The 13596-nt window shown below is 58.8% G+C and carries 14 protein-coding genes; 12 read left to right on the top strand and 2 right to left on the bottom strand.

Annotated features, from left to right (window positions below; genetic code table 11):
* The first annotated feature begins 193 nt into the window (after positions 1-193).
* From QOL84_RS04235 to QOL84_RS04200, 8 genes are all read left to right on the top strand, one after another.
* Complete coding sequence (locus tag QOL84_RS04235) at positions 194-724, top strand: glyoxalase superfamily protein (RefSeq protein WP_283436306.1); 531 nt, start codon at positions 194-196, stop codon at positions 722-724.
* Between the two features lie 51 nt (positions 725-775).
* Positions 776-1153, top strand: a complete 378-nt coding sequence (locus QOL84_RS04230; RefSeq protein ID WP_283436305.1) for a c-type cytochrome — start codon at positions 776-778, stop codon at positions 1151-1153.
* A gap of 82 nt (positions 1154-1235) precedes the next feature.
* A complete protein-coding gene (locus QOL84_RS04225) occupies positions 1236-1949 on the top strand; it encodes a DUF695 domain-containing protein (RefSeq protein WP_283436304.1) in 714 nt (237 codons plus the stop codon).
* 310 nt (positions 1950-2259) lie between these two features.
* Positions 2260-3864 (top strand): GIY-YIG nuclease family protein, encoded by a 1605-nt coding sequence (locus tag QOL84_RS04220; RefSeq protein WP_283436303.1) that lies wholly within the window; start codon positions 2260-2262, stop codon positions 3862-3864.
* Positions 3865-3880: 16 nt separating this feature from the next.
* Complete coding sequence (locus tag QOL84_RS04215; protein ID WP_283436302.1) at positions 3881-4966, top strand: hypothetical protein; 1086 nt, start codon at positions 3881-3883, stop codon at positions 4964-4966.
* Positions 4967-5058: 92 nt separating this feature from the next.
* Positions 5059-6117 carry an alpha/beta hydrolase family protein gene (locus tag QOL84_RS04210; protein WP_283436301.1) on the top strand — a complete coding sequence of 353 codons (1059 nt, stop codon included), beginning with the start codon at positions 5059-5061 and terminating at the stop codon, positions 6115-6117.
* A 157-nt stretch (positions 6118-6274) separates the two neighbouring features.
* Positions 6275-6496: a hypothetical protein gene (locus QOL84_RS04205; protein WP_064390312.1), complete on the top strand. Its 222-nt coding sequence runs from the start codon at positions 6275-6277 to the stop codon at positions 6494-6496.
* 38 nt (positions 6497-6534) lie between these two features.
* Positions 6535-7008 carry a DUF2059 domain-containing protein gene (locus QOL84_RS04200; protein ID WP_283436300.1) on the top strand — a complete coding sequence of 158 codons (474 nt, stop codon included), beginning with the start codon at positions 6535-6537 and terminating at the stop codon, positions 7006-7008.
* A 204-nt stretch (positions 7009-7212) separates the two neighbouring features.
* Here the strand turns inward: QOL84_RS04200 and QOL84_RS04195 are convergent, their stop codons facing one another.
* Entirely contained in the window at positions 7213-8337 is a 1125-nt protein-coding gene (locus tag QOL84_RS04195; RefSeq protein WP_283436299.1) for an alkene reductase, read from the bottom strand.
* 191 nt (positions 8338-8528) lie between these two features.
* Between QOL84_RS04195 and QOL84_RS04190 the strand changes: the two genes are divergently transcribed.
* From QOL84_RS04190 to QOL84_RS04175, 4 genes are all read left to right on the top strand, one after another.
* On the top strand, positions 8529-9482 hold the full coding sequence (locus tag QOL84_RS04190) for a GlxA family transcriptional regulator (protein WP_283436298.1): 954 nt from the start codon (positions 8529-8531) through the stop codon (positions 9480-9482).
* Between the two features lie 142 nt (positions 9483-9624).
* Entirely contained in the window at positions 9625-10305 is a 681-nt protein-coding gene (locus QOL84_RS04185) for an alpha/beta hydrolase (RefSeq protein WP_129394187.1), read from the top strand.
* 31 nt (positions 10306-10336) lie between these two features.
* The gene (locus QOL84_RS04180; protein ID WP_283436297.1) at positions 10337-11092 is read left to right on the top strand and encodes an SDR family oxidoreductase; all 756 of its coding nucleotides are present in this window, start codon (positions 10337-10339) and stop codon (positions 11090-11092) included.
* Positions 11093-11144: 52 nt separating this feature from the next.
* Positions 11145-12074, top strand: coding sequence for a LysR family transcriptional regulator (locus QOL84_RS04175; RefSeq protein ID WP_129394189.1), 930 nt, complete (start codon positions 11145-11147; stop codon positions 12072-12074).
* Between the two features lie 119 nt (positions 12075-12193).
* Here the strand turns inward: QOL84_RS04175 and QOL84_RS04170 are convergent, their stop codons facing one another.
* The gene (locus tag QOL84_RS04170; protein ID WP_283436296.1) at positions 12194-13399 is read right to left on the bottom strand and encodes an MFS transporter; all 1206 of its coding nucleotides are present in this window, start codon (positions 13397-13399) and stop codon (positions 12194-12196) included.
* Positions 13400-13596 lie beyond the last annotated feature (197 nt).

The raw sequence follows: 13596 nt of genomic DNA, 5'->3' as shown, positions 1-13596 counted from the left end.
TCCTACAGGGGCGTGGGGACGGCTTTCGTTGTGTTGGGCCGCTGTGTATCATCGGCGCAGGCTGATGCTGCCTGCCGCTCGCTTCCGAAAGGAAAGGTGAAAGCATTGCTTCTTTTCCCCAAATCCCTGCGCATTTCTTGAAGTCGAGGTTTGGCAACGCGAGCACCAGAATATCTCGACCACAGGAGATACGATGCTTTCAATCGAACAAGCCAAGCAGATGGCCAAACGGCTGCGCGCCGCGCTGGCGTCGAGCGATCAAGCGATGACCCATTGCGCAGCACTGGAAACAGTCGCGCAGCAATTGGGCTACAAGGACTGGAACACCGCATCGGCAATGCTGCCTGCGGCAAAACCCGAATCCGCAATCACCTTCGACAAAGCCATTCCGATCCTGCGAATTTTCGACGAAACCAAAACCCGCGAGTTCTACCTCGACTTTCTCGGTTTCAGTGTCGAATTCGAACACCGGTTCGAAGCGGATCTACCGCTCTACCTGGGGATCAGCCGCAATGGCCTGCAACTGCATCTTTCCGAACATCATGGCGATGCAAGTCCAGGCTCGACGGTGTTTGTGCCGATGCATAACATCGAATCGTTCGGCGAAGAATTATTGAACAAGCGCTACGGATACGGACGTCCGAGTGTTGTGCAACAGGACTGGGGCAAGGTCCTGGAAGTGTACGACCCCTTCGGTAACCGCATCCGCTTCTGCCAGAGCTGATCGTAAAATGCGGACCGGATAGTCCGGTCCGCCACAAGGACACGTGAAAAAATGAAAGTACTGCTTATCGCGGCGCTTGGAATTCTGTCGGTTGTTCAAACATCTTTGTCCGTTGCCGATAACGCCAATGGCAAGAGTCTTTTTGTGCAGCGATGTGCGATGTGCCACGGAGCCGATATCAAGGCAACAGGCCCCTTGGCAAATAAAAGCCAGCCGCCGGCACCTGACCTGACAACAACCGCCTTCAAGAAACGCCTGAATGATTATCCGGGGGTCATCGTCTCCTCGATCATCCTTCGCCCCAATGGCGACTTGATTCCGAGGACCCTGCGCGAGAACGGCGTAAAAATAGCGCCGCACGCCTGGAGCGTTGAAGACTTTCGCGACTTGAATCAATACATGAGTAGCGTGATTTCAAAAAGTCGCTGATTTGATAAGCGGCATTAATCAGGCATTTCCGGCACGCCTCTCGTCGCCAAACTATTCCCCGCCCCCCAAGGAAGGCACGTTTTTGAATCGCATTAAATCCAACAACCAAAACACCCTTAATCGCACTTTGCCGCTGCTACTGCTGTTGGCATCAACAGTTCTGCTCAACACGGGATGCGCCCATCCACCGCCACCGGTCGAACGCGACCCGTGCCTGGATGAAGACCCAAGCCAGAGTGCGGCTTACGAGGACTGTGTGGTTGACCGTAATGACGAAAGAGATGCGGCACTCAAGGCCATTCTTGGCACTGGTCCTGGTCTTTATACACAAGCACGTCTTGTCGAGCCGAGCGAGGACCCTCTACAGGATTCCGACTACCTGGATATCCCAGGCCCCATGAACTTCCACACTGCCAACACAATTTCTGCGGCGGAGCAGCAAGCGTTGCCGTTCAAGATGAAAGTCCGCTGGAACTACACTTCCCGGAAGTTCCTGCCGCGACCTCGCGATCTGGTGCGCATGAATGAAATGGAAGCTTTGCTAACGTCGGCCGCAACGGAAAACGGCCTGGCGAAGTGGGTGTGCACCGTGACCGGTGAGCAACGTCGAGAGTGGGTTTTCTACGCCCGAAGCGACGCTGATTTCATGACTCGCATGCAAACGATACTGGCCGCGACCGGGCCGTATCCCGTCGAATGGAGCGGTCGTAAAGATCCTGCGCACAAGGTCGATGGGACAAGTAGCGCCAACGCTTCCGGGGAAATCCTTATTACCCCGAAACTGTGCGTGGAGTGATATTCAGGGGCACTTGCGGCAGAGCGTGATTAACCTCCGCCGCCATCTGTTCAGCACTGCTCATCCCGGCGTTTGCTGATATCGCTAGCGTTTGCTCTGCTATCAAGTCCTCCCGCGCCCGGTTGCGCCCGGCACCGTTCCGCTCGTTCAGGGCGTTCGTTCCTGAAGTCTCTGTTGCTTATGGGGCTTGTCGCGCCTGGCGTATCCGGTCACCATCCACGTATTAGCCATCTAATTGCCACCACGCGATTTGGCTCCACTTCTCTTGTGAAACATCAAACAAAACGCCTCACTAACAAGGACAGAATGCGTGGCCAGCGAACTTCAAGCACCTTCCAGCACGATATTGCCCCCGAATCCTCAGGATGCAGTCTTGGCGACCTTGCCACCCATGGCCAACCTGATTGTTGATCGCGCTATCGATAACGTGACCCGCAAGTTGGTGGCAGGCTACCGCAACAAACGCAACGCCACTCCGAACGCCAACCACACCGATTTCAGTGCCGAGGCTAAAGAAGCTTTGAAAGCGACTTCGGCCCAGTCCGTCATGCAGGTCGCAAACCGCGGCCAGGCGTGGAAAGAGATGATTCAGAAGAGCCTGACGCATGGCATTTCATCGCTGGCAACCTTGAAGTTCGATGGCAAGTTCACGATCGAGAATGGCCAACGACCGGATGATTTCAAGCAGAAAATGCCCAACGCCCCCGGCGTCTATGTTGTCTTCGATAAATACGATAAGCCTGTGTATGTGGGCGACAGCGAGAACATGCAATCGCGCTGGAATGCCGGCCATTTCAACGAATACAAGCAGGGGCAGAAACCTGGAGCAGAGCCTTACAAACTCGCCGATGTGATGGAAACCGGTTGTACCGTCCGGTTCATCAATATGGAATCCAAAGAGACCGCCGCCGCATTGGAAGCCCATCTGATCAGGGAGAACTTTGCTCAGTTCAAGGACGTGAGCAAGAGCGAGAAAAATTCTTCTGCGGACGAAGATGCCAAACGAGAGCCGGCATTGTCCGACGGCAGGCTTAGGAACAGAAAGGAGGAGCTGGCGACTGAACAGGGCACCCGCAGCAACCAAGAAGCGAAGAAGATCAAAGACACATCGGGGGCGACCATTTCTCTAGCGGCCGGTGCAGCCGGCGAGGCTTTCAAGAATGTTGGTTATGACATCTTCGAGCGACTGACGACGACTGCAATCAAAGCCATCAAAGATGAACTGGTAGACGTGTTGAGTGGAGGCGTCGCCAAGATCAAGGTGCGCGTAGATCGGATGTTGAAGAAGATCCTCGCAGTATTGCGCAATGTATTGGAAAACCCGCTACAGCTCTTGCGTGGTATTGCCGAGTTCATCGTCAACGCCCTGTCCAAGACCATCGGCCAGATCTACAACCTGGCGCGCAACCTTTTCGATTTGGCCAACAACAGCTGGCAGCTCTACAAAGGGGCGCAGACGATGCCCCGTGAGGAGCTCGTCCGCAAAATCAGTGAAACCGTCATCATTAGCGGATCATTGGTGATATGGGATTCGCTCGACCTGATGCTGGAAAAATGGCTGGTAGCACAGACAGGTGGCGCCTTGGCCCCATTCGCGCCTTACATCTCAGCAGCCGTCGCTGCCGTGGGTTTCGGCATTTCAGCTCATGCCCTGCAAGGTTTCATGACCCGCATTATCAACGCAGTCATCGCCTTCCAGGACGGGCAAGTGGAGGTGCTGAACGCTGAGCGCGCAGCGTGTGAGCAACTCATCATCGTCGCAGAAAACGAACTGGCGCTGTTTGGCGATCTGGGTGGCTACATCGAGTCAGAGCTGATGGTTCTGGGACAGATGGAAACTTATACCCGCACGTTGTCGATTCATGAGCCCATTGCCGCGATCGACCCTCTCACTCTCCGTATTATCCGCTCCTGATTCGAGAAGCACGCCTATGAACATGCATAACACCCCCGCCAGGCTTCCTGCTGTAATGCGACGTGCCGACGGTATCCTGACAGCCGCCAACCACCAAGAGATCAGGGACTTCACGCGAGCCCTTGAAGAGGCGGTTCTGGACATAGAACGGGCATCACGCCAGAGTTTAGAAGTCAAAGACCAGGCTAGCTCACTAATGAACAGTCTGGAGAGCCGGAACTGGTGGGGCCAGCTCACCTCGGGGTTGTCAGGTAACACCGATAAAGAGCTTGCCATTCTGGTTCAGGGACTGGGCGCCAGTCTCGTGGTCACCCAGAAAGTGCTGCAAGTCATGTTGAAGGTCATGACCCAGAAAAACCAGGTGCTGCAGGGATTCAATGAGGCACTGGTCAACAAAATCGCGATGGTCACGGCAGATACAAAAACCCTCGATGGCAATCAGAGAGCCGTGGTCAAAGCTTTCCTTGACCAATTGCAGCAGCAGGTCTGCGACCAGTTACAACAGCAAGACATGGTCGATAGTCTGGAACTGCGCATGATTGACTGTGAAGCATGGCGCGAAGAAAAAGAAATCCATGAACAGTTTGTCAATGCGCAGTTGACCAGGCATGAGCAAAGTCAACAATCGGCAACTTCGCGCACCCAGGAACTGGAAGGCAACGTTAAAGTTCTTACCGATCAGACAGGTCGACTCGCACAGCATCGAACCCTTGATGATGCACGGATAACTGAACTGGCGCTGAAGACGGGGGCCTTCTCACAGCAACTGCCAGCGCTCGACAATTGCAATCGCGTACTTGCCGGCCGTGTGGATGTTCTGGAAGCTGAGCGTGCTGACTTGGCCAGGCAGATGCACCTATTGACCGACCGCACCAAGACGGCGGAGGCTGCACTAACGCAGCAATCTGCAACGATCAGTCTGCTGCAGCAGGTTAATATTGAGCAGAAAACTCTGCTTCGCGCCGTTGAACAGCGGCTGTCGTCACTGGAAGCTATCGATAGTTCGTCGCGAACCACAAAGGCGCGAGCCATCCACTATGCACCGACGCTGGTGGCTTGCCTGCTGGGAGCGCTGGCGATTTATCTATCGCTGGCAACGTAAGCAAGCTACAGCGCAGTGTGCAAACTGTGTTGCACACTGCCAGCGGGTTGCAAATTGCTAACCCCTCCCCCCAATCATGGAAGATCCACTCATTGAAACCAGCTCTCGGTGCCCTGCTTCTAACCTGCCTGACCACCAGCGCGCTCGCTGACGTCAACGCTATCGGTTTCCAGTCCTCGACCCTCGACCCGCACAATGAGCGTGCGCTGGAGATGGTCGTCTGGTATCCGGGTAAAACCACTGTCACACCCCAATTGATCGCCGATGACGTGGTGTTTGTCGGCAATGCCGCCGTGCGCGACGCGCCGCCCACCGCAGGCGAGCATCCACTGGTGGTGCTTTCCCACGGTTATCGGGGCAACTGGAGCAATCAGGGCTGGCTGGCGAGTGCGTTGGCCCAGCAGGGTTACATCGTCGCGGCGGTCAACCACCCCGGCACCACCACCCATGACCGTACCCCGCAAGCTGCCGAGCAGTTGTGGCAGCGGCCGGGCGACCTGAGCCGGGCGATTGCGGCGGTGACCTCGCAGCCGCAGAAGTTTGGCGCCGTCGCACCGCGCCAGATTGCTGTGGTGGGCCATTCGCTCGGTGGCTGGACGGCCATTGAAATCGCCGGTGCGCGGTTCGATCCGGAGCTGTTTGCGCGTGACTGCAAGGTTCATCCGCAACTGGCCAGTTGCATCAATTACGACAAGATCAATCCGGCCAGCACGCCCGCACTGAAAACTCAATTGGCCAGCGACTTGCGCGACAAACGCGTCACCGCCGTGGTTTCCCTTGACCTCGGTTTTTCGCGCGGGATGACCAGTGAAAGCCTGGCAGCGCTGCCGGTGCCGGCGCTGGTGATCGCTGCCGGTGCGCCATCGCAAGACCTGCCTGCGCAACTGGAGTCAGCCGACCTCGCCAAACGCCTGCCACAGGCGTCAACGCAGTATGTCGAGATCCGCGATGCCAGCCATTTCACCTTTTTGGCCATGTGCAAACCGGGTGCCGTGGCACTGCTTGAAGAAGACGTGCCTGGCGATGGAATCATTTGTGGAGATGGCGAGGCTGCGCGTCCTCGGGGGGTTATCCAGCAGCAGGTTGCAACGTTGATCAACGAGTTCTTGCAGCAGGCCTGGAAGCAGCAAGACAATCTGGCGAAGCGCTGACAGCGAGGCTTTTGCAGACAGGAACAACCGGTTTATCAAGTGCTTGTGTGAGTGAAGCTGAGCGGATGAGTGCAGCAATGCCATTGATGTGCCACTACTGAAATAGTATGTTACTCAAAATCCATCCCCAGCTTCACCCCCGCACAAGGAAGACGTCATGTCGCTCAAAGGAAAGATAATCTCCGGTTATCTGGTCATCGGCTTGATCTACGCGCTCTACTCCTGGCTGTTCAGCTCCATCTACTCCCACGCAGGCTTCTTCTACAACCTCGGCCGGGGCCTGATGTGGCCAGCGGCGATGTTCCCGGCGCTCGGCGCATTCATCGGCGGTGTCGTACTGGTGATCATCGCCGGCGCCTACGCGCTGAGTCGCCGCTAAGCCTTCTGCACTTCAAAATCTTTCAAGGACCAATGCTCATGAGCATGAAAAAAATCACCCTGGCCGTGTTGCTGGCAACGGCGCTGGCCGGCTGTGGTGGCAGTAAGGACAAGGCGCAGGAACTGGTCGAGGCCAGTGGCATGACCAAGCAATATGGCAGCATGGTCGAGATGGTCTCCACCGCTTACGCCTCGCGCTACCCGATGCTTGAGCGCGAGCAGATTCGCAACGTCGTGCGCGAAAACATCGATCCCGAAGACTTGAAGGACAAGGTCGTCGAGATCTACGCCGACCACTTCGACAACGACGAACTCGACCTGATGATTCGCGCCAACCAGCATCCCGAGCAGGCCATGGCGATCATCCTGACCTCGAAAAAAGGTCGCGATCTGGCTGAAAAAGTCATGACCATCCAGACCACCATCACCAAAGACATGCAAGAAGCGATGGCGGACAGCGATGAGGCAATCATCGACGCGCTGGATGATTTGAAGGATGAAGCGCAGGGCTGAGACCAAGTCGCCAGCGCGCGGAATGGCGCCGTGCCTGAAGGGCCTGTGACTGGCCCTTCAGGATTATCGATTGAGCACTTGTGTGAGTGAGGGGCAACTGCCGCAAGCGATCAACGCTGCGGCAATCGCCACGGTATTCGACAGTTTTCATCCTGAAACGGTGGGCATGCCCTCTCGACGACAGCATGCCCACGCTCTCATTGCTTAAGCCTCAGCGGTAACGCCCTTGGCCCGTTCTGGCACAAAAGTCGGATAGTCCGTGTAGCCGCGCGCAGTACCGCCGTAGAAGGTGTCGCGGTCGTAGTCATTGAGCGGCCACTCACGACGCAAACGCTCAGGCAAATCCGGGTTAGCAATAAAGTCCCGACCAAACGCCACCATATCGGCGTCCCCGGCTTGCAGGATCGCCTCTGCTGACTGCGCGGTAAAACCACCCGCTGCAATAATCAACCCGCGATAGTGCTGGCGCATCAGCTGCGACGCGACCGGAGCCTGGTCCTTGCTGTCATCGATGACGTTGCCCAGTACGCGCGGTTCGATCAAGTGCAGATAAGCCAGGTCGAGGCTATCCAGCCTTTGCACCACGTAGGTAAACAAGGCCTTTGGATCGCTGTCCTTCATGTCGCCGAAGGTGCCGCTCGGCCCCACGCGCACCGCCACTCGCTGACTGCCCCACACGGAAATCGCAGCTTCGGTGATCTCCAGTAAAAACCGCGCGCGGTTTTCGATGCTGCCACCGTAGCCATCGGTGCGCTGATTGCTGCCGTCCTGCAGGAACTGGTCGATCAGATAACCGTTGGCGCCATGAATTTCCACGCCGTCGAACCCGGCTTGCAGTGCCCGTGCAGAGGCGCTGCGAAAGTCTTCGACCAATGCCTTGATTTCGGTCTCCGTCAAAGCGCGATGCGGGCTGCTGGTGACCCAACCGTCGGCGGTGTAAGCCACGCCGTTATAAGCCACTTCGGAAGGTGCGACGGGCAACCCGCCGTTGGGCTGCATGTCCTGATGCGATTGTCGGCCGGCATGGAACAGTTGCAGAAAAATCGTCCCGCCCTTGGCGTGCACGGCTTCGGTGATGGCTTTCCAGCCGGGGATCTGTTCGTCGTTGTACAGGCCCGGCGAACCCAGATAACCGTTGCCAGTCGGCGACACCACGGTGGCTTCGGAGACGATAAAGCCGCCCAGCGAAGCGCGTTGCGAATAATAGGTTTGCATCAGTTCACCGGGGCGATCGCCCGCTTCGGAACGCATGCGCGTCAGCGGCGCCATGACAACGCGGTGAGACAAGGTGTAAGGCCCAAGATGGATTGCCGAAAACAGTGAGGACATGATCGTGACTCGCTTGAAGGAAGAAGGTTTGCCTGCATCGCTCATCTAAGCCGTTTCGGCTTGTACGGGGTGCGGGATGAAGCGCACTGTAGGCAAACCGTCGGCAGGGAAAAACGGCCTGCGGGGCCGTTCTTTGCGGACTGGTTGTCCGCAATCACCGCTGTCATCCGATCGTTGAGGAGTGTTGCACCGTGCAGAAAGTGGCCTTAGTGATACGCGAGGATTTCCAGGTGATGAGCCTGGCCGCGTTGTCTGCCTTCGAGTTTGCCAACCGCAGTGCTGGCGAGCCGCTCTACGACATTCATGTGTTGTCCGAACATGGCGGGCCTGTCGCCAGTTCGCTGTTTGCCTCGGTGCACACCGAACCGTTCAGCAATGCCGTGTACGACACGATTCTGGTGGCGGGCGCGATGGATCGCTCATCGACGCCGGCGGGCGTTGTCGCGTTTTTGCGCGAAGTCGAACCGCGTGCGCGTCGGGTTGGGGCGCTGTGTGTCGGCGCGTTTGCCCTGGCCGAAGCCGGTTTGCTCAGTGGTCGGCGGGCGACCGTGCACTGGCGGCGTGCGGCGGAGTTGCGCCGCGACTTTCCGCAGATCACCGTCGATGAAGACCGGATTTTTATCGTCGACGGCAAAATCTGGACCTCCGCCGGCATGACCGCCGCGCTCGATTTGACGCTCGGCATGGTCGAAAAGGACCACGGCGCCGCCCTCGCCCGTAGCGTCGCGCAGAGTCTGGTGCTCTATCACCGCCGCGCCGGCGGGCAGTCGCAGCACTCGCAACTGGTCGCGCTCAACCCGACGTCCAACCGCGTCCAGCAAGCCCTCGACTATGCCCGGCGCAACCTGCGCAAAGACCTGCGCAGCGAAGATCTGGCCAACGCCGCGTGCCTGAGCCCGCGCCAGTTCAGCCGGGTGTTCCGCACCGAAACCGGCACCTCACCGGCCAAAGCCATCGAAAACCTGCGTCTGGAAAGCGCTCGGCTGTTGGTGGAACAGGGTCGGCACTCGCTCGACAACATCGCCACGGAAACCGGCTTCGGCGACCGCGACCGCATGCGCCGGGCGTTTCTGCGTGCTTTCGGGCAATCGCCGCAATCGCTGCGCAGCGCCGTCGAACCGCTGGAAGAATCGCTGCCCGTGTGAATCGCCAACCTGCATTTGCGGCCAAACGGCTTTGGCCGGAAACGTCGGTTTTACGGCCCATCCGCCGCCCTGCTCACGCATAGCATTGTTCCTGAAGTCACCGCACGGGCAACCCGCCCGCTGCTGACACAGGAGATCAAGCATGAGCAGCATCCAACACGTCATCCTCGTCCACGGCGCCTGGGCCGACAGCACGTCCTGGCACAAGGTCCGCGCTGAACTGACCGCCGCCGGCCTGAGCAGCAGCACCGTCGAACTACCCCTGACCTCGCTGGCCGCCGATGCCGCCGCCGTCGCCGAAGTCATCGCCGCCAGCCCCGGCCCAGCGCTGCTGGTCGGCCATTCGTACGGCGGCGCAGTCATCAGCGAGGCAGGTGAACACCGCAACGTTGCCGGTCTCGTCTACATCAACGCTTTCACCCCGGACATCGGTGAATCGGCGTTGGGCCTGACCGAACGGGTCGAGCCTTCGCTGATGAGCGCAGAGATCCGTGGCGACGACGCCGGCAACCTGAGCCTGACCTACAACGGCGTCTACCAAGGCTTTGCACAAGACGTCAGCGACGCCGAAAAGCATCAGCTGTTCAGCCATCAGCGCCCGACTTCCGCCGCCGCCCTGACCGCCCCGCTCACCCGCGCCGCTTGGCGCAACAAGCCGAGCTGGTATTTGGTCGGCACCCTCGACAACGCGATTCCACCGGCGCTGCAAGAACTGTTGGCGAAAAAGATTGGCGCCATCAGCACCTTCGTCGATGCCGGTCACTGCTCGATGATTTCCCAACCCGACGCGGTCGCCGAACTGATTATTCGCGCTGCCAAGTAATCCTCTTTCATTCCCTTTGCGAGCACTCATCATGAAACTGACTGAAAACACTATCTTCATCACTGGCGGCGGTTCAGGCATTGGCCGTGGTCTGGCTGAAGCGCTGCACAAACTGGGCAACCAGGTGATCATTTCCGGCCGCCGCCAGGCCCATCTCGCCGCAGTCGTCGCCGCTAATCCGGGCATGCACGCGGTCGAGCTGGACATCACCGACCCGGCGAGCATCGCCAAGGTCGCCGAGCAACTGATCCGCGACTTTCCGCAGCTCAATGTGCTGATCAACAATGCCGGGATCATGCTGCCCGACAGCGCCGCCAGCGTTATTGACGATGAATTGCTGGTGTCGACCATCACCACCAACCTGATGGGGCCGATTCGCCTGACCTCGGCGCTGATCGAGCATCTCAAGCAAGCCGATAACGCCTACGTGGCCTACACCTCTTCGGTGTTGGGATTTGTGCCGATGGCCTTGACCGCCGTGTATTCGGCAACAAAAGCGGCCCTGCATTCTTACGCCCTGTCGCAACGCTTCATGCTGCGCGACACCTCGGTCAACGTGCTGGAAATCGCGCCGCCATGGGTGCGCACCGAACTGATGGACAGCTCGGAAGCGGAACTGGCCATGCCGCTGGACGAGTTCATCGCCGAAACGATCGCCGCGCTGGGCACCGACGCTGTCGAAATCCTCGTCGAACGGGCCAAGCCTCTGCGCGCCAATGCCGGGCCGGATGAACACGCCTTTGTCACCGCGTTCAACAGCCAACTGGTTGAACTCTACGCCCAGTAAATCCCCCGGCAGCCTACAGCGATGTGGGCTGCCCGACCCGGAGCGTTTCCGCATGCATAACCTCGACAACCTCAGTTCGCTGAAGATCTTCTCCCGCGCGGCTGAAACCCGTAGCTTCACCGAGGCCGGCAATCAACTGAGCCTGTCGGCCTCGGCGGTCGGCAAGGCGATTGCGCGGCTGGAACAACGTTTGGGTGTGCGCCTGTTTCATCGCAGCACGCGCAGCATTCAATTGACCGAAGAAGGCCTGCAATTTCTCGACGGCTGTCGACGGATTTTCGACGAGATGGAAGCCATGGAAGCAGGCCTCGCGCTGACTCGATCGGCGCCGCATGGTCGTCTGCGCGTGAGTTTGCCGCTGGCCGGGATGTTGATGACACCGACGCTGACTGCGTTTATGCAGGCGTATCCGGAGATCGAACTGGACCTGCATTTTTCCGACAATCTGGTCGACATCATCAATGATGGTTTTGATGTGGTGGTGCGCACAGGGGATGCTTCAGATTCGCGGCTCATCGCTCGTAGCCTGGGCAACTATCACCTGAAACTGGTGGCCTCACCGGCTTACCTGAAACGCGCGGGTACGCCGTTGAAACCGGCGGATCTGATTGATCACAGCTGCCTGCATCATCGTTTTCCCACCAACGGAAAACTGGAGCGTTGGCCGTTGATTGCGCCGGTCGACAGCGAGGATGTGGTGGTTCCGGTGGCGACCACGTCCAGCACGGTTGAACCGCTGATTGCCTTGGCCGAAGCTGGCCTCGGCATAGTCTGCATTCCAGATTTCGCCTGTCGTCAGCAACTCGCTGCCGGGACGCTGGTGCAGGTCTTGGGCGAGTACACCGAACACACCGGCACCTTTCGCGCGGTGTGGCCGGCCAACCCGTATCGCTCGCCGAAGCTGCGGGCGTTTGTTGATTTCATGGCCGCCCACTTGCTCGCCGCCAAGCCTGCCGCGCCAACCATGCGCCTCAGCGCCTGAAGCCCCCACCCCCTGTAGGAGCTGCCGCAGGCTGCGATCTTTTGATCTGTTTTTGTAGAGTCAAAGGCAAGATCAAAAGATCGTAGCCTGCGGCAGCTCCTACATTGGGTGGTGGACATTCAGGTCTTGCGGGTGCTAACCGCTAACACTAGCAACGCGGCAATACCGGCGACCACGCAATACCCCAGGGCCTGACTCACGCCTAACCCATCCACCAACAACCCGCCGCCCAATGATCCCAGCGCAATCGAGATCTGAAAGTTGGCGACAAACAACGCCATCCCACCCTCTTGGGCATCCGGTGCAGCCTTGGCCATCCAGATCTGCAACACCAACGGCAACGCGCCGTACGCCAAGCCCCACACCGCCATCAACAGCAGCACCCACGCCGGCGACGTCGCCCACCACGCCAGCATTCCCAACGCGCCAAACAACAGGCCAATCGTTGCCGCTAGCAGCGTTTTCACGCTGAAGCGCTGCAAGCCACCAACGATAAAATTGCCGCCCAACCCCACCAACGTATAAGCAAACAAAATCGCCGAGATCGACGCCGCGTCAAAGTGCGCCTGCTGGGCCAAAAATGGCGTGACGTAGGTGTACGCAGCAAACTGCCCGCACAGCGCCAAAAACATCACCAACAAACCGACACGACCGTTGCCCGTCAGCACGATACCGAGCAGATCCCGCGCCGGCATGGCGCGCTCAACCGGCAACTTCGGCAGCCACAACGCTTGCGCAACAAAGCTCAGCACCGACAACCCCAGCGCCAAAGCGAACGCGCCCGTCACACCGAACATCTCACCGATCAACGCCCCGGCAGACCCGCCGAGCAACATACCAATCGAGACCCCGGCAAAGATGATCGACGTGGCGCGTGCCACCGACCCTTCCTGCACCAGACGACTGCCAATGCCCGCGCCCACCGCCCAGAACCCCCCTAGGCCGATACCAAACAGCACCCGGCCGATCAGCAAAACCGCAAAACTGCTCGCCAGCATCGACAGCAGATTGGCGACCACCAGCAACGCCGCCAAGCTCAGCAACACATAACGCCGATCGATCCGGCCAACGCCAATCGCCAACAACGGCGCGGCCAGTGCGGCGAGCAAACCGGGCGCAGTCACCAGCAACCCAGCAGTGCCCTCGCTGACGTTCATGCCGGCGCTGATATAGCGCAGCAAACCAATCGGGAGGAATTCGGTGGTACAGAAAACGATAGCGCTGATGGCCACGGCAAACACCGCCAGCCACGCATTGAGCGGTTGCGCCGAGTCGGCGGCAGCAGACACGTCGGCGTCTGCACAGTCAGTCGTTGGAAAAGACATGGGATCACTCCAGAAATGAATGGAACACCGCAGGCGCCAACGTTAGAGCCAGTGACCTCTGCGGTACTGGCGCCAAGGATCCGCGTGCGTCGCCGGCGGAAAAAGAGCCTGGCTTTCCACTCACTTGTGCCGCCGCTGTCCGCAGTCGCAGTTCCGCCGAGCCTGCCGATTCACCCCGGCGCAGTCCGCAGAGTGAC

The sequence above is a fragment of the Pseudomonas helmanticensis genome (assembly GCF_900182985.1).
Lineage (GTDB): Bacteria > Pseudomonadota > Gammaproteobacteria > Pseudomonadales > Pseudomonadaceae > Aquipseudomonas > Aquipseudomonas helmanticensis.
This window is presented reverse-complemented; position numbering and strand designations above follow the sequence as displayed.